20 protein-coding genes are annotated in these 20,590 nt (G+C 37.1%); 19 read left to right on the top strand and 1 reads right to left on the bottom strand.

The annotated features are described in order from the left end of the window. The first annotated feature begins 11 nt into the window (after positions 1-11). Genes purL through purD form a run of 6 tightly spaced genes read left to right on the top strand, consistent with a single transcriptional unit; the run spans position 12 to position 7,883 of the window. The gene (gene purL, locus HMPREF3177_RS06840; protein WP_070458065.1) at positions 12-2,174 is read left to right on the top strand and encodes a phosphoribosylformylglycinamidine synthase subunit PurL; all 2,163 of its coding nucleotides are present in this window, start codon (positions 12-14) and stop codon (positions 2,172-2,174) included. Between the two features lie 24 nt (positions 2,175-2,198). After that, positions 2,199-3,581, top strand: coding sequence for an amidophosphoribosyltransferase (purF, locus tag HMPREF3177_RS06845; protein ID WP_371440541.1), 1,383 nt, complete (start codon positions 2,199-2,201; stop codon positions 3,579-3,581). Between the two features lie 2 nt (positions 3,582-3,583). Further along, the gene (purM, locus tag HMPREF3177_RS06850; RefSeq protein ID WP_070458068.1) at positions 3,584-4,603 is read left to right on the top strand and encodes a phosphoribosylformylglycinamidine cyclo-ligase; all 1,020 of its coding nucleotides are present in this window, start codon (positions 3,584-3,586) and stop codon (positions 4,601-4,603) included. Further along, the gene (gene purN / locus HMPREF3177_RS06855; protein ID WP_068129670.1) at positions 4,596-5,153 is read left to right on the top strand and encodes a phosphoribosylglycinamide formyltransferase; all 558 of its coding nucleotides are present in this window, start codon (positions 4,596-4,598) and stop codon (positions 5,151-5,153) included. The genes purM and purN overlap by 8 nt, the downstream gene beginning before the upstream one ends. Further along, entirely contained in the window at positions 5,150-6,628 is a 1,479-nt protein-coding gene (gene purH, locus HMPREF3177_RS06860) for a bifunctional phosphoribosylaminoimidazolecarboxamide formyltransferase/IMP cyclohydrolase (protein ID WP_068129673.1), read from the top strand. Before purN ends, purH begins: the two co-directional genes overlap by 4 nt. A gap of 13 nt (positions 6,629-6,641) precedes the next feature. Next, a complete protein-coding gene (purD, locus tag HMPREF3177_RS06865) occupies positions 6,642-7,883 on the top strand; it encodes a phosphoribosylamine--glycine ligase (RefSeq protein ID WP_070458071.1) in 1,242 nt (413 codons plus the stop codon). A 56-nt stretch (positions 7,884-7,939) separates the two neighbouring features. On the opposite strand, the gene HMPREF3177_RS06870 is transcribed toward purD, so the two are convergent. Continuing rightward, entirely contained in the window at positions 7,940-8,218 is a 279-nt protein-coding gene (locus HMPREF3177_RS06870; protein ID WP_040929530.1) for a hypothetical protein, read from the bottom strand. A gap of 107 nt (positions 8,219-8,325) precedes the next feature. On the opposite strand from HMPREF3177_RS06870, the gene HMPREF3177_RS06875 reads away from it, so the two are divergent. From HMPREF3177_RS06875 to HMPREF3177_RS06935, 13 genes are all read left to right on the top strand, one after another. Next, on the top strand, positions 8,326-8,829 hold the full coding sequence (locus HMPREF3177_RS06875; protein ID WP_068129679.1) for a GNAT family N-acetyltransferase: 504 nt from the start codon (positions 8,326-8,328) through the stop codon (positions 8,827-8,829). Positions 8,830-8,857: 28 nt separating this feature from the next. Continuing rightward, on the top strand, positions 8,858-10,045 hold the full coding sequence (locus HMPREF3177_RS06880) for a dicarboxylate/amino acid:cation symporter (RefSeq protein ID WP_068129682.1): 1,188 nt from the start codon (positions 8,858-8,860) through the stop codon (positions 10,043-10,045). Positions 10,046-10,156: 111 nt separating this feature from the next. Further along, positions 10,157-10,756, top strand: coding sequence for a type IV toxin-antitoxin system AbiEi family antitoxin domain-containing protein (locus HMPREF3177_RS06885; protein WP_070458075.1), 600 nt, complete (start codon positions 10,157-10,159; stop codon positions 10,754-10,756). After that, positions 10,753-11,589, top strand: coding sequence for a nucleotidyl transferase AbiEii/AbiGii toxin family protein (locus HMPREF3177_RS06890; RefSeq protein ID WP_070458078.1), 837 nt, complete (start codon positions 10,753-10,755; stop codon positions 11,587-11,589). Before HMPREF3177_RS06885 ends, HMPREF3177_RS06890 begins: the two co-directional genes overlap by 4 nt. Before the next feature lie 88 nt (positions 11,590-11,677). Further along, positions 11,678-12,823 carry an MFS transporter gene (locus tag HMPREF3177_RS06895; protein ID WP_070458082.1) on the top strand — a complete coding sequence of 382 codons (1,146 nt, stop codon included), beginning with the start codon at positions 11,678-11,680 and terminating at the stop codon, positions 12,821-12,823. Between the two features lie 3 nt (positions 12,824-12,826). Beyond that, positions 12,827-13,726 carry a Rossmann-fold NAD(P)-binding domain-containing protein gene (locus HMPREF3177_RS06900; RefSeq protein ID WP_070458085.1) on the top strand — a complete coding sequence of 300 codons (900 nt, stop codon included), beginning with the start codon at positions 12,827-12,829 and terminating at the stop codon, positions 13,724-13,726. A 124-nt stretch (positions 13,727-13,850) separates the two neighbouring features. Further along, positions 13,851-14,216 (top strand): GntR family transcriptional regulator, encoded by a 366-nt coding sequence (locus HMPREF3177_RS06905; RefSeq protein ID WP_040929525.1) that lies wholly within the window; start codon positions 13,851-13,853, stop codon positions 14,214-14,216. An 18-nt stretch (positions 14,217-14,234) separates the two neighbouring features. After that, positions 14,235-15,140 (top strand): ABC transporter ATP-binding protein, encoded by a 906-nt coding sequence (locus HMPREF3177_RS06910; protein WP_070458088.1) that lies wholly within the window; start codon positions 14,235-14,237, stop codon positions 15,138-15,140. Next, on the top strand, positions 15,112-17,097 hold the full coding sequence (locus HMPREF3177_RS06915) for a hypothetical protein (protein WP_070458090.1): 1,986 nt from the start codon (positions 15,112-15,114) through the stop codon (positions 17,095-17,097). Before HMPREF3177_RS06910 ends, HMPREF3177_RS06915 begins: the two co-directional genes overlap by 29 nt. 396 nt (positions 17,098-17,493) lie before the next feature. After that, positions 17,494-18,036 carry a ribonuclease FAU-1 family protein gene (locus HMPREF3177_RS06920; protein WP_070458093.1) on the top strand — a complete coding sequence of 181 codons (543 nt, stop codon included), beginning with the start codon at positions 17,494-17,496 and terminating at the stop codon, positions 18,034-18,036. Beyond that, positions 18,026-18,874, top strand: a complete 849-nt coding sequence (locus HMPREF3177_RS06925; protein ID WP_070458096.1) for a LysR family transcriptional regulator — start codon at positions 18,026-18,028, stop codon at positions 18,872-18,874. Before HMPREF3177_RS06920 ends, HMPREF3177_RS06925 begins: the two co-directional genes overlap by 11 nt. Before the next feature lie 8 nt (positions 18,875-18,882). After that, positions 18,883-20,088: a sugar efflux transporter gene (locus tag HMPREF3177_RS06930; RefSeq protein ID WP_070458099.1), complete on the top strand. Its 1,206-nt coding sequence runs from the start codon at positions 18,883-18,885 to the stop codon at positions 20,086-20,088. Next, complete coding sequence (locus HMPREF3177_RS06935; RefSeq protein ID WP_068129706.1) at positions 20,089-20,571, top strand: DUF456 domain-containing protein; 483 nt, start codon at positions 20,089-20,091, stop codon at positions 20,569-20,571. The last annotated feature ends 19 nt before the right edge of the window (positions 20,572-20,590 follow it).

The following is a 20,590-nucleotide window of genomic DNA, read 5'->3' on the forward strand; positions in this document are numbered from 1 at the left end:
GGAGGAAAATAATGACTAAATTTAATGAACCTACTGCAAACCAAATTGAAGAAGAAAAACTTTACACACAAATGGGGCTACGTGAAGACGAATATAAAAAGGTAGTTGAGTTACTCGGAAGAAAACCGAACTATACTGAAACTGGAATCTTCGCATCAATGTGGAGTGAACATTGTAGCTATAAAACATCTAAAACATTTTTACGTCAGTTTAATTCTAAAGGTGAACGTGTATTAATGGGACCTGGTGAAGGTGCAGGTGTTGTTGATATTGGAGATAATGAAGCGGTCGTATTTAAAGTGGAATCTCATAACTCTCCGTCAGCGGTTGCGCCGTTCCATGGCGCTGCGACTGGTATTGGAGGAATTTTACGTGACATCGTATCGATCGGTTCAACGCCAATTGCGCTCGTAAACTCTCTTAGATTTGGTGAACTAGATAACGATAACAGTAAGTGGTTATTAAAAGAAGCAACAGACGGTTTACAATTCTATGGTAATACGATGGAAATTAGCGCTGTAACTGGAGAGGTAGAATTCGATGAACGTTTCCAAGGACGTCCACTCGTTAACGCGATGGCGGTCGGTTTAATTAATCATGATGATATTCAAAAAGGACTCGCACAAGGTGTCGGGAACAAAGTCGTTTATGCAGGTCTTGAAACAGGTAAAGACGGCATTTTAGGTGCATCATTCTCAAGTGAAGAGTTAGGTGAGGACCGTAAAGTAGAAATTCCAGATACTCAAGAAGGATATCCTGAAATCGGTAAACGTTTAATGCACGCAACACTAGAAGCAATCAAACATGATAAGCTCGTCGGTATTCAAGATATGGGTGCAGCGGGTCTTACTTCATCTTCAGCAGAAATGGCAGCTAAAGGTGGATACGGTATTGAAATGCATTTAGATAAAGTACCTGTATCTGACGATACAATTTCACCATTTGAAATGATGTTATCTGAAACACAAGAGAGAATGCTTCTCGTCGTAGAAGATGGTTCAGAAGAAGAATTTCTTAAAATTTTCGAGAAACATGACTTACCAGCTGCAGTGATCGGTGAAGTTACTGAAGGTGAATCACTCGTTTTATATTACGAAGGTGAAAAGTATGCAGACCTTCCAACAGAACATTTAGAAAACGCACCAGAAGTTATTTTAGAAGGTAAAGAAAGAGAATTAGATGAAAGTAGAGTAGACTATAGTAACGAAGATTTAGTCGACGTCTTTAAACAACTCATTCACCATCCAACACTTGGAGATAAGTCATACATTTACAACAAATTCGATCGTAAAGAAGATACGCTACAAGGTTCTGGATTTGGTGCAGGAATTGTCCGTATTGGAGACAGCAATAAAGCGATTGCTGTAGCGATTGACGGTAAAGGACGTTACGTTGAAGCAGATCCATATAACGGTGGGAAAGAGACAGTATTACACGCGTTTAGAACGACACTTGCAACAGGTGCGTTACCAATTGCGATGACGGACGGCCTGAACTACGGTAACCCTGAAAATAAAGAAATGTATGAAATTATTAAACAGTCAACTAAAGGTATGGCTGAAGCATCAGTTGCTGTAAATACACCAGTAATTTCAGGAAACGTTTCGTTATATAACGAGACAAAAGACGGCCCAGTATTACCGACACCAATTATCGGTATGGTCGGTTTAATTGAAGACGTGACGTATTTAACTGAGCGATTTGTAAAAGAAGGCGACAGCATTTACGTCGTTGGAGAGTTAACACCTGAATTTAGTGGAAGCCAAATCGAAAAACTCGTCGACAACACAGTGCGTCATACAGAACGTACGGTTGATTTAGATAAAGAATACGCACGTGGTATGGAGTTAAGACAACTATTATTAGATGGTGATTTAGAAAAAATCGCACCGATCGGTCGTGGTGGTTTCATTATCAAACTTGCACAACTCCTATCGCACTATGACTTAGGGGCAGACGTTCAATTAGACGTTCGTGGTGATCTATTATTCAGTGAAACAGCAGGTACGTATATCGTAGTTGGTAAAAAAGGATTAAATATTAAAGACGCTGTAGAAATCGGTACAGTGACAGGTGAAAACTTTAAAGTGAAAGCCGAAGGCTTTGAATTAGACTTACCGATGTCAGAAGTAAAAGAACTATATGAAACAGCAATTACAAGTCGCTTAAATTAAGAATAACTGGAGGAGGAATTTAGCGTGTTTGGTATATGGGGTCATGAAAATGCATCAGAACTCACATATATCGCGCTCCATAGTTTACAACATCGAGGACAAAACGGTGCAGGTATCGTCGCATCAAATGAGGACTACTTATTTGGTGCGCGCGGTATGGGCCTTTTAAATGACGCGATATCTAAAGAACAGCTCGAGTCATTAAAGCCGTTTAAAAATGCGATTGGACACGTCCGTTATGCGACAAAAACTTCGTCTGAACTCGCAAACGTCCAACCGATATTACTAAAAAGTTATTCTGGTGACTTAGGTATATGTCATAACGGTAACTTAACGAACGCGATACAATTACGAAAAGCTTTAGAATCTGAAGGGTCAATCTTTCAAACGACGACAGACGTCGAAGTGATGGCGCATCTTTTAAAACGATCTAAAGCAAGAACTAATAAAGATAGAATTAAAAGTGCACTTAGACAAGTCAAAGGTGCTTTTGTATTTTTACTACTACAAGAAAATAGTTTAACGATTGCAATGGATAACCACGGTGTTCGTCCGTTAATGCTCGGACGAATTGACGATGCGTGGTGTGTCGCGAGTGAAACGTGTGCATTTACTGCAATCGGTGCGGAGTATGTCCGTGATATTGAACCAGGTGAATTTATAACGATTACTGACGACGGTATCGACTTTGATAAGTACTCTTATGTCGAGCGTCCAAATTTATGTTCGATGGAATATATTTATTTTGCGCGCGCAGACTCAGAGTTTCGTCATCAGTCCACATACCGTATTCGTAAAGCGCTCGGAGCTGCACTTGCGAAAGAGTTTAAACATGAAGCAGATCTCGTTATCGGGGTGCCCGATTCAAGTCTCGCTGCAGCGAGAGGTTTTTCATCAGAATCTGGTATTAAACAAGAGGCTGGACTACTTAAAAATAGATATGTCGGACGTACGTTTATTACACCAGGTCAAGAAGCTAGAGAACGTGCAGTACGTATGAAGTTATCTCCGGTGAGAGATATCGTTGAAGGGAAACGAGTCATCGTCATCGATGATTCAATAGTGAGAGGGACGACGAGTAAGTATATCGTTCGCGCACTGAGAAAAGCAGGCGCAACAGAAGTGCACATGGGTGTCTCGTCGCCGCCGTTAAAAGATCCGTGCTATTACGGTATCGACGTCTCAACTCATGCAGAGATTATCGCTTCAAGAAAGTCTGTTGAAGAAATTTGTGAAGAAATTGATGCAGATTCTCTCACGTATTTATCTGTCGAAAGTATGCATGACGTCTATAGACAATTCGGTTCTAGAGGTGAGTGTGACGCATGCTTTACAGGAGATTATCCGATTGAAGTTGTGGACGATTTATTACCACAAGAAAAAGAACAAAAATCTAAAGGAGTTTAATTATGTCTGAGCAATATAAACAAGCTGGCGTAGATATTGAAGCAGGGTATGAAGCGGTTAAACAAATGAAAGTGCACGTACAACAAACTATGCGTAAAGAAGTACTCGGAGGTCTTGGAGGCTTCGGTGCAGCGTTTGATTTATCGCAGTTAAATTTAAAAGAGCCAGTACTCGTATCGGGTACGGATGGTGTTGGTACGAAGTTACAACTTGCGATCGACTCAAATCGCCACGATACGATTGGAATTGACGCAGTTGCGATGTGCGTGAACGATATTTTAACGACAGGTGCAGAACCACTATTCTTTTTAGACTACATTGCTGTAAATAAAGTAGTCCCTGAACAAGTTGCTGATCTCGTTAAAGGCGTAAGTGAAGGATGTAAACAAGCAGGATGTGCGTTAATCGGTGGAGAAACTGCCGAGATGGGTGATATGTACGATGAAGGTGCGTATGATATCGCAGGATTTGCAGTCGGTGCAGTTGAGAAATCAGAATATGTTGATTTTAATAGCGTCAATGCTGGAGACGTCATTATCGGGTTACCCTCAAGTGGTATTCATTCAAACGGATATTCACTCGTTCGTAAAATCATTAAAGATAACAACGTTGACGTAAACGATACGTTAAACGGTACGCCTTTAATCGATTTACTACTCGAGCCAACTCGAATCTACGTCAAACAAATACTTAAACTCCAAGAAGACGTTAAAATTAAAGCGATGAGCCATATTACAGGTGGAGGTTTCTATGAAAACATTCCACGTGCGTTACCAGAAGGGCTCGGTGCTGAAGTTGACGTGACAGACGTTAAACTACCTGAGATTTTAGAGTGGTTAATCGACCAAGGAAACATTAACCGTGACGAGGCGTATAACGTCTTTAACATGGGCGTAGGTTTTATGATTGTCGTCGACGAAAACGATAAAGACAAAGCACTTGAAAACTTAAAAGCGTCAGGTGAAAGTCCAGTCGTTTTAGGTAAAGTAGTGAATGAAGAAGGACTTACAATCCATGGTTAATGTTGCAGTTTTCGCTTCAGGAAGCGGAAGTAACTTTGAAAATATCGCGACGAGCGACTTACCACTGTCTATAAAAGTATTAATTGTCGACAATAAAGACGCAAAAGCAATTGAACGCGCAAAACGTTTAAATGTACCGTATGAAATTGTCGAAAGAAGCGGTAAAACTAAAGAAGAGTTTGAAGCAGAAATATTAAATATTTTAAAAGACAAAAATATCGAGTACATATTACTCGCAGGATTTATGAAAATTTTATCCGCAGAATTTATCGATAGATACGACCGTAAGATTATTAACATCCACCCGTCGTTATTACCGAGCTTTAAAGGTAAAAACGGCATATTAGATGCTTATAATTACGGTGTAAAAGTCAGTGGAGTTACGGTTCATTACGTCGACAGTGGTATCGATACTGGTGAAATTATCGATCAAGAACCAGTAGTTTTAAGAGATGACGATACGTTAGAAAGTTTTGAAGAGAAAATTCACGAAGCCGAATATAAGTTATATATTCGCGCGCTTAAAAAAGTGTTGGAGGTAAAAGAATGAGAGCGTTACTCAGTGTTTCAGATAAGACAGGAATTACTGAATTTGGACAGAAACTCGTAGATAACGGCTACGAATTATTTAGTACAGGAGGTACGCTTAAAGCGTTAGAAGACGCGAACGTCCCTGTAAAAAGTGTGTCAGAACTCACGCACTTCCCTGAAATTATGGATGGCCGAGTGAAGACATTACATCCAGCAGTACATGGTGGTTTACTTGCAGATCGTAGTAAACAGTCTCATTTAGATGAACTAAAAGAGCAAGATATTGATTTAATCGACATGGTTGTCGTTAACCTTTATCCGTTTGAAGAGACGGTAAAAGATGAAAACGTAACGATTGAAGATGCGATTGAAAATATCGATATCGGTGGTCCGACGATGTTACGTGCAGCGGCTAAAAACTATAAACACGTACTCGCAGTAGTAAACCCAGCTGATTACGATGCGGTCATTAGCCGAATTCAAACCGATGACTTAACAGAAGATTTTAGAAGAGAGCTAATGGTTAAAGTATTTAAACATACGACAAATTATGACCAAGCAATCACGAACTTCTTTAGTCAAGCTGAAAAAACACTTCGTTACGGTGAGAACCCGCACCAAAAAGCACGTTATATTCGTACGACAAGTGCACCGAACACGATTTTAAATGCAAAGATTTTAAACGGAAAAGAGCTATCATACAACAACTTCCGTGACGCAGATAGTGCGTATTTACTCGCGCGTAAATTTAACGGTCCTGTAGCAGTTGCTGTTAAACATATGAACCCGTGTGGTGTCGGCGTTGGCGATACGATTTACGACGCGTTTCAAAATGCTTATGACGCAGATCCACAGTCAATATTCGGTGGAATCGTTGCGTTAAACAAAGAAGTCGATTTAGAAACAGCAGAAGCATTAAGCAAAATCTTTTTAGAAGTGATAATTGCACCTAAGTACACTGCAGCGGCATTAGAAAAACTTCAAGAGAAAAAGAACTTACGTGTATTAGAAATTGACTTCACTGAACAAACAGGCGATGAAGAAATCGTTAGCGTATCAGGTGGGTATTTAATCCAAGATAGAGATAACGCTCCGTTAAATATGGATGACGTAACAGTCGTAACGAAAAAAGAACCGACAGACAGTGAATACCGTGCACTTGCTCTCGCGTTAGAAGTTGTTAAGCACGTAAAATCAAACGCGATTGTACTTGCTGATGAACATCGTACAGTCGGTATCGGTGCAGGTCAAATGAACCGTGTCGGTGCGTTAAAAATTGCGATTGAACGTGCAACAAAAGAATTAGACGGAACAGTTGTTATGGCAAGTGATGGGTTCTTCCCAATGCCAGACTCTGTACAAGTCGCACACGAAGCAGGCATCAACGCAATTATTCAACCAGGTGGATCTAAGCGTGACCAAGATTCGATTGATTACTGTGACGCACATGATATGACGATGGTCACAACTGGTATGAGACACTTTAAACATTAGGAGAGAATAATATATGAATACTTTAGTTATTGGAAGCGGTGGGCGAGAGCATGCGATTGTGCGTGCATTGAATCGCTCAGATAGAGTAAATGAAGTATTTGCGTTACCTGGGAATGATGGCATGACGGAAGCGACTCTTGTCGAAGGGATCCCAGTTTCTGAGTTCGACCAAATTGGTGAGTTTTGTAAAGAGAATAATGTTGAATGGGTTGTGGTTGGTCCAGAAGATCCATTATCTGAAGGCATTGTAGATAGACTCGAGGACAAATTTAACTTAAAAGTATTTGGTCCTAGAAAAAATGAAGCACAAATGGAGTCGTCGAAATCATTTACAAAACACTTAATGAAAAAATACAGCGTCCCAACAGCAAGCTACGAAGTGTTCACAGATAAGGCGAAAGCAACAACGTCCTTAGAAAATGGTGATTTTCCAATCGTCATTAAAAAAGATGGACTTGCAGCAGGTAAAGGTGTCATCATCGCTCAAGATTTAAGCGAAGCAAAGAAGGCGCTCGATGAACTTATGGAAACGGACGGCGAAGTCGTCATTGAGGAATTTTTAGACGGGGACGAATTTAGTTTAATGGTCCTAGTAAATGGTGATACGTTCACGCCATTTAACATTATCGCACAAGACCATAAACGTGCATTTGATAACGATGAAGGACCAAATACTGGTGGAATGGGTGCATATGCGCCTGTAGATTATATTTCTCAAAATATAATCGATGAAGCGGTAGATAAAATTGTACGTCCGACGGTAAATGCAATGGTTAATGAAGGATTAAATTATTTCGGGATTCTTTATCTCGGTGCCATCATTACAAAAGACGGCGTTAAAACAATCGAGTATAACGCAAGATTCGGTGACCCAGAAGCACAGATTCTTCTCGACTTATTAGAAACAGATTTTGTTGAAATGTTAGAGAGTATGTACAATAAACAGCCCCTTCAATTATCGTTTAAAGATGAATATGCGGTTGGTGTCATACTCGCTTCAGAAGGATATCCAGGTGATTATGAGAAAGCAAAAGAGATCATAATCGAAAAAGATACGATGTCTGATATTTACGTCAGTGCGCTAAAGCATTTAGACGGTGACACATATGAGTCAAATGGAGGCCGTGTATTACTTGCGATTGGACGCGGAGAAACAATCGAAGAAGCTAAAGAAAATGCATATGATACACTATCTAAAGTGAAATACGAATCATCAGATTTCTTTTATAGAAAAGATATCGCATATAAAGCATAAAAAATATCCTCTTAAGTTTATTACTTAAGAGGATATTACTATGTAATCAATAATAATTACTTCTGATGTGCTCTTACATTTTTATCAGTAAAGCCTTTAAAATGATAAAACGCGCCGTAAATTAAAGCGAACGGTAAGACGAATAAGATAAGGAAGAAAATACTTCCAACAAACTGTCTAAATCCAAATTCGTTAAAGAATTCTCCGCTCGTCGCGTCAAGTAATGGTGGTAGGAATGCGAAGTAGTAAATCGCTCCCAAAACAATAAAAGCAAAAATGTAAAAAATAAAATTCTTAATGTGGTACGGTTTTGTGTCTTTATCGTACTTAAACATTTAGGCACCGCCTTTTTCAAAATTATCTTCAAACTTGATATATATATCTGTATAATATCATGTATAAGAAATATTTTAAAGCACTGAATTTAATAAGGAAGATGAATATGGGGATAAGAAAAGGTAAAAATTCTGATATTGACGACATAATGTCAATAAAAAATGCCGTTGTTATACTTATGAAAGAAAGCGGAAACAACCAGTGGAGCGAAAGTTATCCAGCACGTGACACGCTTTTAAATGACATAGAGAACGAAAACTTATATATTTATGAAGAAGATGGGAAAGTACTTGGGTTTATCGTTGCAGATAATCATCATGCGTATGAATACGATGATATTCCTTGGGAGCTTGCAAGATTAGATAGTATTGCTTTTCATAGGGCTGCAGTCGACCCAAGAGCACAAGGGCAAGGTATCGCCTCGAAATTATTTGACGAAGTTGAATCATACTTCAAAAACGAAGGGTATCTCGGTGTCCATACGGACACCAATCTAAATAACCTACCGATGCAAAAACTATTCGAAAAGCGCGGATACGAGTACAAAGGTAAACTTAACCTTCATAACAATTTAAATGAATGGTATGTTGCATACGAAAAGGTGTTTTAGAATTTTAAAATGATTAGGAGGATAAAAAATGAAATTACTTCTTAAGTTATTTTCAGGAATCATTGCCGGAATTATTGTTGGTTCAATTTATTACTTCTCGGCAGATGGCACAACGTTCCACAGCATTATGGAAATCGTCACACGACTATTCATCACAATGCAAAGCATACTCGGATCGTTTATATTCTTTTTAATTCCATTAATTATATTTTTCTTTATTGCTGACGGGGTTTCTTCTATTGGACGAGGTGCCGGAAAAGTTGTCGGTGCAACGATAGGAGTTGCATACATCTCTACAATTGGTGCAGGACTTTTAGCATTTGTCGTTGCTAAATTCTTAATGCCAATCGTTACTAAAGGCGGACAAATTCAAGAGGAAGGAACAGAGCTCGGTCCACTGTTAGAGTTTGATATCCCGGCACCGCTTGATATTCTAACGGCGCTAGTACTTGCGTTTTCAGTTGGTATCGTCATTAACATCATCAAAGCTGAGACGATGAAACAATGGATACATGACGGTAAACAGGTCGTTGAGTTTTTAATCGAAAAAGTAGTCATTACAATTTTACCATTCTACATCGCAGGGGTATTTGCTGGAATGGCATCTACAGGTACAGTGTTTAAGACACTTTCTGTATTTGGAGTCGTATTACTCATCGCGATTGCACTCCACTGGATATGGATTACAATTCAGTATACAATCGCAGGTTCATTACTTGGTAAAAATCCATTTAAGATGATTAAAACAATGCTCCCAGCATACGTAACAGCACTCGGTACAATGAGTAGTGCAGCGACAATTTCAGTCACACTACCAAAAGCAAAAGAGATGGGAGTACGAGACAAAATCGCAGATTTTGTTATCCCACTCGGAGCGAACATTCACTTATCAGGCTCAGCAATTACAATTACATCATGTTCTATTGCTGTAATGAGTGTATTACCAGAATACGATACACCTGGTCTGTTAAAAATGCTCGGATTCGTATTACTGATTGGTGTCGTGATGGTAGCAGCACCTGGTGTACCAGGAGGCGCAGTCATGGCAGCCAGTGGAATACTCGTATCACATTTAGGCTTCAACGAAGCGGCAGTCGCGTTAATGATTGCATTATATATGGCACAAGATAGCTTTGGAACTGCAGCAAACATCACAGGTGATGGTGCTATTGCAGGTATCATCGATGCTTATGACCAAAGTTTAAATAATAAATAACGAACAACGCTCCTGATTTAGTCAGGAGCATTTTTTGTGATGAGATAAATCAATTTACAAATGTACTTTAAAATCATATAATTAAAGCACGAATGTGAAATGAGGGATATCATGAACAAAAATAGATACATATTAGAACAACTATCAAAAAACGATGGCTTCATATACGTTAAAGAAGCAAAACAACATGGTATTGATCGATTTAAATTATCATATTTAGCAAATGAAAATAAAATTGATAGAATCGCACATGGTATATATGCTCTAAAAGATGAATTTATAGATGAGTATGTACTCCTACAAAAGACAAGTGATCGGGTTATTTATTCTTATCATACGGCTTTATATTTTCACGATTTATCGGATAGAGTTCCTTCACACATCCATATTACTGTACCTCAAGGGTATAATGCATCTAGATTAAAAAGGCGACATGAAAACCTAAAAGTACATTATGTAAAAAAAGATGTGCTTGATCTTGGAAAAGTGAAAGGTAGAAGCCCTTTTGGAGGAGAAATCATTCTTTATAATATTGAGCGCACAATATGTGATGTTGTAAAGAATAAAGATAAAATTGATCCTCAAATATTCACTCATGCAATAAAACAATACTTTTCGAATAAACAAATTAATGTAAGAGAATTAATAAAATACGCAGATATATTAAATGTAGAAAACGAAATACGTCAATACTTAGAGGTGCTCCAATGAAAACGAGCGCTCAGGTTAAGAGTATTGTAAATACTATCGCAAAACAACAGAATTTAAAACCACAAGAAGTATTTCAGATGTACTTTTTCGAAAGAGTTTTAAAAAGAATAGAGAAATCAAGGTATCATGATATTTTTATTATAAAAGGTGGACTGCTAATTGCCTCGTTAATTGGAATAGAGAGTCGAACAACTATGGATATGGACGTTACAATCAAAGGAATGGCCGTAAATAAAGATAGCATAACAAGTATGATGAAGGAAATTTTAAAAAAGGATATTGATGATGGAATAACATTTTCTTTAAAAGGTATATCAGAAATCAGAGAAAATGATGACTATGAACATTATCGTATCAGTATCATGGCACGCCTTGGAAAAATCAATAATCCAATGAAACTGGATATCACTACCGGAGATTTTATCACTCCTAAAGAACAATTATATGAATATCCATTAATGTTTGATAGCGGTTATATTAATATAATGGCTTATCCAATAGAAACAATTTTAGCAGAAAAAATTGAGACAATTATACGTAGGAATATCGCAACAACAAGAATGAGAGACTTTTACGATGTATATGTATTGTATAAGCTTTACCAGCAGACTATTAATTTTGATCTTCTTAAAATTGCGATTCAAAATACCTCTTCGCAAAGAGACTCTGTGATGCTTATACAAGAATCTAAAGAGATTACAGCTGATATTAAAAGAGATTCACAATTAAAAAGAAATTGGGTGAATTACATCAACGATAATTCATATGTTGGAAATGTTGAGTTCCTTGAAGTAATAGAAATACTAGAAGAAGTTTTGCAGAAGATATCTTAGAAGTGCACCAGTATCAACCCCACACCATGACTTTATACATCTATTTTAATATAATAGAACTATTATATAAATGTAGGGAAGGTTTAGTTTGAGAAAGTTAATATATGTCATTATTATCATATGTTTTTTAGATTTGTTTGTTCAATTCCCGATCGTTACCCCTTACGCGCTTGAACTTGGTGCAAGTGAGTTTATGGCGAGTGTCGTCGTTGCAGCGTATTCTGTAACGAATGTTCTCGGTAACGTTCTCGGTGGATACTTTTCTGATAGATTTGGTAGGAAGAGAACGCTTCTTCTTGGAATGATTCTACAAGTGCTAATTATTAGCTCATATATATCGACGCCAACGATTGGTGTGTTAATAGGTATACGAGTCGTGCACGGATTTACGAGCGGTATGATTACGCCGGCTGCGTTTAGTTTAGTACAAGATATTTCTAGACGTGAAGCGATTGGTAAAGCGATGGCGTTAACTGGTGTTTCGATTGGACTTGCTGCGATTTTCGGTCCTGCAGCAGGCGGTATTCTTTCGAGCATGTATGGCTACGCGAATACGTACTTAATACTAGCACTTGTGTATGTGGTTGGGCTTTTACTTACGATTGTTGCGGTCAAAGAAAGTACAACTGTACAGTCGAGAAGAGAATATAATGAGACGAAATGGACGACGTTAATTACGAGACGTCCGTTAGTCATTGCATACATTTCGTCTTTAGCGTTAATGACGTCAATGGGTGCTTTATCTTTTGCATTACCGATTAAAACGATGTCGCTCGGATTAGATGATCGAGTGACAGGGATGCTTTTAAGTGTGTTTGGAATTACAGCTGTAATCGTATTTGGATCTCCGTTAAATAATATGTTTAACCGAGTCGCTGTAAACAGATTAATAAAAATCGGTCTCGTCATTATTTCGCTTGCGATGATTCTCATTCACTTTGGACAAGGTATGAGCATGTTGTACGCAGCACTCGGTATATACGGAATAGGATATGCGCTCGTATTCCCATCGATGAATAAATTAATCGGCCAATTTACGACGATGAGTGAACGTGGGAAAGCGAACGGTATATTTTATGCGTTCTTCTCAGTTGGATCAGTTGTTGGTTCTACACTTGCTGGGTACTTTACAGAACAGTTTACGATTCCATTTTTCAGCATGGCAATCGTATTAATCGTGTTGTTAGTAGTATTTGCAGTACTCGATAGAGGTATAAACTTTAAAGAGGTGTAACGCATGAAAAAGATATTACTTATTGGTGTATACGGAGAAATCGGTAGAAATCTGTATGAAACTTTAAAAGATACAAATGAACTGTATGCGTTTATGAACAAAGAGGATACAGAAACGTTAGATAAAATTCACCCAATTTATTCAAATCCATATAAATTAGAACATATGGTTGAAGTGGTTAAAGGAATGGATTTAATTATATTTTTTGAAGATCCAATAATGCGGTTCAGTAAAATCACACAAGGGCGTTTCGATACATTCTTTGAACTCATTGCAGATAACGTCGGCCGTGCAGCCGAATATAATGGTGTGAAAGACATTATCTATATTTCAGAAGAAATAGTGCATGAAGACGTTAAACGTACGTTGACATCGTATGATGTTAACGTGATAGCTACTGATACGAGAGTGAAGCGACTCGGTAAAAGTTTAAAATATAATAACTCTCATAACAAAACGATGCGTAGTGCTCAGCGCGCTGAAATACCGAGAGGTTGGACGCTTGAAGGAGTTATGAAATATTACTTTAAATGGCTCGACGAAATTATTTTCGGTATGTTTAAAATTGAGTCTGTTGGCGATGAAATCCACATGACGATAGAAACATCTCGAACACCATTACTCACATTAAGGCGTAGAAAAAACACACCTGAAAGGCAAATCGTTTTTGACGTCGTCGGAGGACGTTTAGCTAAAAGAAGTGACAGTTGGTTAGAATTTAGAGAGTTAAAACACGAAAAATCATTCATTATGGCATTACATGATTTTGATCCTGCATTACCATGGCCAATATATGCAATCACTCAAGCACCGCTTCACGGTTTAGTGAGCCGTATATATCAAATGGAAATGATTATCAACGATACGATTATTGAAGAAAATATTAAAAATAATCCAGAATAATAGAAGTGGATTACCACTTCTATTTTTTATTTTAAAAATATCTGTATTAATTTGAGTAATACAGTTGTAATTTTTTAAAACTAACTGTATCATATTAATTGAGACAGTTAGATGGAGGTGCAATATGTTCGATTTAAGATTTTCAAAAGATACCCCAATATATGAACAGTTGATTGATCATATAAAAGAAATGATTATTAAACAAGTATTATTACCAGATGAAAAGATGCCATCAGTAAGGGCGCTTGCGGGTCAACTGACAATCAGTCCGAATACGATTCAAAAAGCTTATGGTGAACTTGAGCAACAAGGATACATTTACTCGATTCCAGGAAAAGGAAGTTACGTACAAGAAATGGCCGATGACACTCAAAATAACCAATACATTAAAGAACTGTATGGAAGTTTCAATCGTGTGGTACTCGAGCTATTACATATGAATGAAACTAAAGAAGATATCAAACGTGCTGTCGACCGTTGCGAAGTATAAATATAGGAGGTTAAGTAAATGAACATAAATACACACAAGCTCAGCAAAAGTTTTATCGATGAACTTGCAGTAAATAAAGTTGACTTAAACGTCAAAAGTGGAACGATTCACGGGCTTATCGGTTCTAACGGAGCAGGTAAAACGACGCTTTTAAAAATATTAGCAGGTATTTATAAAGCAGATGAAGGTGAAGCACTATTCGATGACGCACCTGTTTTTGAAAACATAGACGTGAAAAACCGTGTAATTTTTATAGGAGATATGCCGTTTTTCTTTAGTGGGTTTTCGTTAATGCAAATGGCAAATCATTATAAGACGATTTATAGTAACTGGAGCGACGAGCGTTTTGAAAAGCTGTATAGTTACTTTAAGTTAAATCCGAAAAAACCATTAAATGAAATGTCTAAAGGGATGAGACGTCAAGCGTCATTTATACTCGCGTTTTCATCTAAACCAGACGTACTATTACTCGACGAACCATTTGACGGGTTAGACCCAATCGTTCGAAGACAAATTAAAAACATCATTTTACAGGACGTTGAAAGTTACGGCTTAACAGTATTCTTATCGAGCCATAACTTACTCGAAATGGAAAATATATGTGATGCGATATCTATTATGCATGACGGAAAAGTACTGTACACAAACAGTATTCACGATATGAAAGATACGCATTGTAAACTACAAATCGCGTTTAAAGAGTTACCAGACGAATCGTTCTACAAAAAGTTAAACGTCGTTCAACACTCTATTCAAGGGCGTGTGATTACAGCAATTATTAAAGGTGACATTAAAAATGTCGAAGTTAATATTTCAAAATACGAACCACTCATGTACGATATTTTACCAATTACGTTAGATGAGATGTTCGCTTATGAAATGGGGGAGACAGGATATGCAATCGAAAACATCATTGTTGAATAAAGTACTCGTTAAAAACTTTACGAGTTCAGTTATGTGGTTAACGGTCGGATATTTCTTATTATCATTACTATCATTACCGTTACCAATATATATATCATCACTGAATATGGGTGCTGCAGATTATGGAACGACTTTTGGGAATGATAATGTATTATTCTTGTATGGTCATGCTCATTTAATTATTTCTATTATTTTCAGTGCGACTTTAGCGATCGTAATTTATAACTATAAAAACAATGCGGACACGAATGATTTTATCCACAGTCTTCCAATTAAGCGACTCGCGATTTTTAATAGCGGAATTTTTGTTGGTGTATGTGCAATTTTAGTGCCGACACTACTTACAGCATTCGTCATCATGATTGAAAAAACATTTATCAGTATACCAATTTCAATGAAGCACATCGCTGTTTGGCTATTATTTATACTAATCGCTCAGGTAATGGTGTTTATTATCAGTGTGTTTGCTGGGATGTTCGTAAACTCAATCACACTGCATATTGAAATGATACTCATCATGATGTTTGTACCTTATGTATTATGGTTTGCGATTGTATTTAATGCAGCAACATTCTTTGACGGTATTATGCTATACACAGCTGGTGGATTTAGAACGCTACTTGAACCGATGGAAAACACAAGTATAGTCATATACTTATTTAAAGCATTTGGAGAAGGCGGATTTGGTGGAAGTTCGTTCATCATTTGGTTAGTTGTGATTATCGGGTTACTAGTCGGCAGTGCGTACCTATATAAAATTAGACGTAACGAGCGTGTGAACCAACCGTTTAACTATCAATTTATGTACTACGTACTCGTCGTATTACTATCGATTCTCGGAATGTTACTATTAAGTGGTGTATTATCAGTACTCTTACCAGATTACAGAACGTTATCGATCTTAATCATTACGTTTAGTGCAGTCGTCACATACGTATTTGTACTCATGTTTACTCAAGACACAGTGCGCATCAAATTCAGATTAAAAGAAGCGATGATTACACTTATAAGTGTCGTATTATTCCTAGTCGGATTCTTTGTCTACTGGGATCGTTATACAAGTTATGTACCGAATGAAGCAGACATTAAAGGTGTAAACTATAACGATGGAAATGGTATTCACAATGTCAACGTTAAAGACTCAGACAAGTTTAACGAAAACTATACGTTTGATATCGAAACAGACAAAATCAAAGAAGTACGTGATCTGCATAGCGAAATTGTACGCACTGATTCAGGTAGAAATAATGAAGAACTCGCACCAACTGTTACAATCACTTACTTACTAAAAAATGGTAAATTAGTGTCGCGACAATTCGGAGAAATCAGTGCATCAAGCGACGTCGGGCAGCGTATTATCAATTCAGATATACCATCGTTTAGTAAAGACAAAGACTTTTTATATCAAGTAAAAAGTGAGAAGTTTGAATCAATCTCTACAATGACAATTGGTAGTATGATGTTTGATCCAGAAGAGATATCATTAAAAGATTTCAATGTATTAGCTAAAGGTTATCAAAATGAGATGAACAACATCGACACAGAATCTAACATATATACTGAAACAGGAACTATTAATATAGAAGTGAACACGAATTACAATGTATTTAGTGCGTATTCCGGTCTGACATCACTATACAACAAAGCACTTCAGTCATTTATGAAAGAACACGATTATGAGTTTAATGGTTACAGTGGAAATATGTTATATAAAGTCGATTTAAATAAAGTCGATGATGTGAAGCAACTATTTAATGATATTAAAACGAAGCCGTACAGTGAAGTATCTAAAAAGTACGATTTTGTTGAAGTAGCTGAAACAGACAAAGAAGAAGAATTTAATAAACTCAACGAAATGAACTTTGATATGTCAGGAGATACACTCTACATTATCGGAGATCATTACAACGATGGAGATGCACCAATGTATGTTGAATTATCAGTAGTTGTAAAGTAAAAGTTTAAGACTGTAGACATTGTCTACAGTCTTTTTTAGTTTTTCATCCGTAAAATTTCGTGATGGGATAGGTTGTTTCGTGTGTTAATTTTACGCAAATTGCATTTGCGTAAACGAGCTGTTGATTAGTTTGACGATTAGCGAGTTTGTGTTAACGAATCATCACCTCTTTTTACGTAAAAGCATTTTGTATTAAAAGATGAAAAACAATTTAACACAAAAACGATTTACGTAAAAATGAATTAATTTCGTTGACGCAAATTGCAGCACACCATTGTTTCAACTAAAATATTCGTAAAAAAACATAGCTATAGAGCAGAAAGGTTCTCCTTTTTAATGTATTAAGTTATACTTTAACGATATAAATTTTGTATACTTATAGAAGGAGATGAGGCGATGAAGACAAAGTATTTAAATAAAAAAGACTGGCGCCGAATTAGACATTCCGACTATAAAGAAGTATTAACAACATATGAAGGTAAAAAGGTTCTCATCGGATGCTATTATATTCATTCAGTGTATCATCCACTGACTGTGACGATTGTTGGTGAAAAGATTAAAGTTGCAGACGATAATTATAAGTGGATTACGATGATGGGTGAAGGCGATCACTATAGTCTTACAGTAATGTTCGATGAGAATGATGAAGCGGTTCAATATTATTTTGATATAAATAAATCAAACACGTTAGAACTCGGTCGAGCGAGACGAGAAGATTTATATTTAGATGTTCTAGCTCTACCAGACGGCCGAAGCGAACTCGTCGATGAAGATGATATCATTCGTGCGTTAAAATACGGTAAAGTCACACCAGAAGAGAGAGATTTTGCCTATAAAGTTGCATCATACGTCGAGCGTTTAATAGAGTATCAGTTCGATGAGGTCGTTAAAAGAGGGCAGTTTATGTATGAAATGATGGAGAGAGAAAATGAGATTTGATGATTACGAACTGCTCGTTACACTCGATAAAGAAAAGACGTTACGCCAAGCAGCTGAAGCGTTATATATATCGCAACCTGCTGTGAGTCAGCGTTTAAAGACAATTGAGAACTACTGGGGAGTGCAGATTTTTATCCGCACAAAAAAGGAACTCATTAAGACGAGTGCTGGTGAGAAGATTATCGAGCATGCGAAACAAATTGTTGAAACAGAGCTTTTACTAAAAGAAAATATTCATATTAATAAACACAAAGTTGAAGGTAAATTAAAAATCGGAGTGGCGTCGTTACTTGGGTATATGATTATGCCGACGTTACTCGAGAAGTTTTTAAAACGATATCCGAACGTAGATATACAGCTTGAGATTGGATCGTCTTCAAAAATTATTGATAACGTCGATCGATATCATTTAGCGATTATACGTGGCAATAAAATATTAAATTTGGAAAATCGTTTATTATTTACGGATGAGCACTATTTAGTTGCATCAAAAAATAAGTCGCTTGAAAACGAACCACTCATTGAATTTCAAGCAGACCCTTGGTATATTAACCAGCTCAAACAGTTTTTTGAAAAGAGTTTTAATAAACCATATAAGCCACAACTCTATGTCGATCAAGTGACGACGTGTCGAGAATTGTTACTTAAAGGTGTAGGGATGACAGTCTTGCCAACGATTATTACGAAGACGATGGATCTATCGAAATTCCATACTGAAAAAGTAGAAATTGACCACGTACCATTGACGCGTTCGACGTATGTCGCGTACGATCATCAAATGGCAGAACTCCCGCAAGTAGAGAAATTTTTAAAATTATTAGATGAAGAATATAAGTAGGAATTCGTATGTTTAAAAAGTTATTTTCAATTGAGAACTATAAATTATTTTTAGTAAATATGATTTTATTTGGAATGGCAATCGCAATTACGGCGCCATTCCTTGTACTTTTTATGACAGGAGAGCACGGTTTAACAATTACGCAGCACGGTATATTTATGGCTGCTGGAGCGATTGGGTCGTTTATCGTTAATACAATTGTTGGGCGATTTAGCGATAAGCTATCGTTTGATAGAAAGTATTTATTACTCGTTGCTATCGTTATGGAGATTATTACGTTTAGTCTATTTTTAATCGTCAAAGATACGATAATTTTAGTTGTTGGATACGTAATATTCTTCTCACTCGGTGCACCTGGGATTCCGCAGTTATATGCATCAGCACGTGAGTCTGTTAATAAAGACAACGGAAATGACGCAAGGTTAAAAATATTTGCAAATACTGTTTTACGTTCGATGTTTAGCTTCGGATTTTTATTTGGTCCATTAATCGGTTCAATTTTAATTGCGAGATACGATTTTACTGGGCTGTTTGTTGGAACGATGATTTTATTTGGGGTCGTCTTTATTACGACACTTTTTATTAAACCAGTAAAAACAGAACGCGAATTATCTATTCAACAAATCGATGAAAAAAGAGCGCCGTCATTATTCAGTGCACCCGTCCTAATCGTTCCGTTTATTGCATTTATAATGTTACACGTCGGGCAGTGGGGGTATTTACTAAATATGCCTCTATACGTGACGGAAGTACTCGGTGAAGATAGAGGGAAAGTCGGAGTTCTTGCATCGCTTTGTGCAGGATTAGAAGTGCCGTTTATGATTGGGATTGGCTGGATCGCGTCTCGATTTGAAACGAAACATTTACTCATGTTTGCTGGAGTTGTCGGAGGATTATTCTTCCTTTCGATTGGGCTATTCCAAAGTTTTACAGTTATACTTATTGGACAAGTGGTCCTTGCATTTTTCTTAGCAATTTTACTTGGATTAGGAATTAGTTATTTCCAAGATTTACTCCCTGACTTTCCAGGATACGCATCGACATTATTTGCGAATGCAATGGTCGTTGGTCAGTTGCTCGGAAACTTAATCGGAGGATTTGTATCAGATATGTTTAGTGTGAATACTGCATTTTTAGTAAGCAGTGGTTTAATGTTTACGTCTGTCATATTGTTTATGTTTACGAAAACACAGTTTAGAGAAGGTGAGATTTAAGTGGAAGCATTACTTTGGCTTTTAGTTGTTTTATCGTTTGTCATTGGATATGTTGGACTTGTATATCCAGTCATTCCGTCTATATTTATGTATTGGCTCGGTGCTGCGATATACGCGTTCTTCATCGGTGATAATTTAGGAATTATGTTCTGGTTAATACTCGGAGTATTTACAGCACTTACGTTTGTCTCTGACATGGCGATCACAAAATATTACGTCGGCAAACTCGGAGGTACTAAACAAGGGGAATGGGCGGCGCTTATCGGTGTCGTATTAGGGATGTTTATATACCCACCTCTCGGTGTTATTTTTGTGCCCCTATTTCTAGTATTCTTTACAGAATTTGTCATTTATAAAGATGCATCGAAAGCATTAAAGGCAGCACTTGGTAGTTTAGCTGCATTTGTAACGACAATTGTTTTTAAAGCAGTCGTTTACACATTAATTATTTTATGGTTCGTATTAGACGTATTTGTATTTTAAAAAAACGTCCCAAAATTGG

Origin of the sequence: Nosocomiicoccus sp. HMSC09A07 (genome assembly GCF_001808485.1) — a bacterium.
Classification (GTDB): domain Bacteria; phylum Bacillota; class Bacilli; order Staphylococcales; family Salinicoccaceae; genus Nosocomiicoccus; species Nosocomiicoccus ampullae_A.

Excerpts from the sequence above, each read along its gene's own strand:
- HMPREF3177_RS06870 (WP_040929530.1), bottom strand. The coding sequence starts at position 8,218 with ATGTTTAAGTACGATAAAGACACAAAACCGTACCACATTAAGAATTTT.
- HMPREF3177_RS06920 (WP_070458093.1), top strand. The coding sequence starts at position 17,494 with ATGAAGACAAAGTATTTAAATAAAAAAGACTGGCGCCGAATTAGACAT.
- HMPREF3177_RS06890 (WP_070458078.1), top strand. The coding sequence starts at position 10,753 with ATGAAAACGAGCGCTCAGGTTAAGAGTATTGTAAATACTATCGCAAAA.
- HMPREF3177_RS06875 (WP_068129679.1), top strand. The coding sequence starts at position 8,326 with ATGGGGATAAGAAAAGGTAAAAATTCTGATATTGACGACATAATGTCA.
- purM (WP_070458068.1), top strand. The coding sequence starts at position 3,584 with ATGTCTGAGCAATATAAACAAGCTGGCGTAGATATTGAAGCAGGGTAT.
- HMPREF3177_RS06915 (WP_070458090.1), top strand. The coding sequence starts at position 15,112 with ATGCAATCGAAAACATCATTGTTGAATAAAGTACTCGTTAAAAACTTT.
- HMPREF3177_RS06880 (WP_068129682.1), top strand. The coding sequence starts at position 8,858 with ATGAAATTACTTCTTAAGTTATTTTCAGGAATCATTGCCGGAATTATT.
- HMPREF3177_RS06910 (WP_070458088.1), top strand. The coding sequence starts at position 14,235 with ATGAACATAAATACACACAAGCTCAGCAAAAGTTTTATCGATGAACTT.
- purN (WP_068129670.1), top strand. The coding sequence starts at position 4,596 with ATGGTTAATGTTGCAGTTTTCGCTTCAGGAAGCGGAAGTAACTTTGAA.
- purD (WP_070458071.1), top strand. The coding sequence starts at position 6,642 with ATGAATACTTTAGTTATTGGAAGCGGTGGGCGAGAGCATGCGATTGTG.
- HMPREF3177_RS06905 (WP_040929525.1), top strand. The coding sequence starts at position 13,851 with ATGTTCGATTTAAGATTTTCAAAAGATACCCCAATATATGAACAGTTG.
- purH (WP_068129673.1), top strand. The coding sequence starts at position 5,150 with ATGAGAGCGTTACTCAGTGTTTCAGATAAGACAGGAATTACTGAATTT.
- purL (WP_070458065.1), top strand. The coding sequence starts at position 12 with ATGACTAAATTTAATGAACCTACTGCAAACCAAATTGAAGAAGAAAAA.
- HMPREF3177_RS06900 (WP_070458085.1), top strand. The coding sequence starts at position 12,827 with ATGAAAAAGATATTACTTATTGGTGTATACGGAGAAATCGGTAGAAAT.
- HMPREF3177_RS06930 (WP_070458099.1), top strand. The coding sequence starts at position 18,883 with ATGTTTAAAAAGTTATTTTCAATTGAGAACTATAAATTATTTTTAGTA.
- HMPREF3177_RS06885 (WP_070458075.1), top strand. The coding sequence starts at position 10,157 with ATGAACAAAAATAGATACATATTAGAACAACTATCAAAAAACGATGGC.
- HMPREF3177_RS06925 (WP_070458096.1), top strand. The coding sequence starts at position 18,026 with ATGAGATTTGATGATTACGAACTGCTCGTTACACTCGATAAAGAAAAG.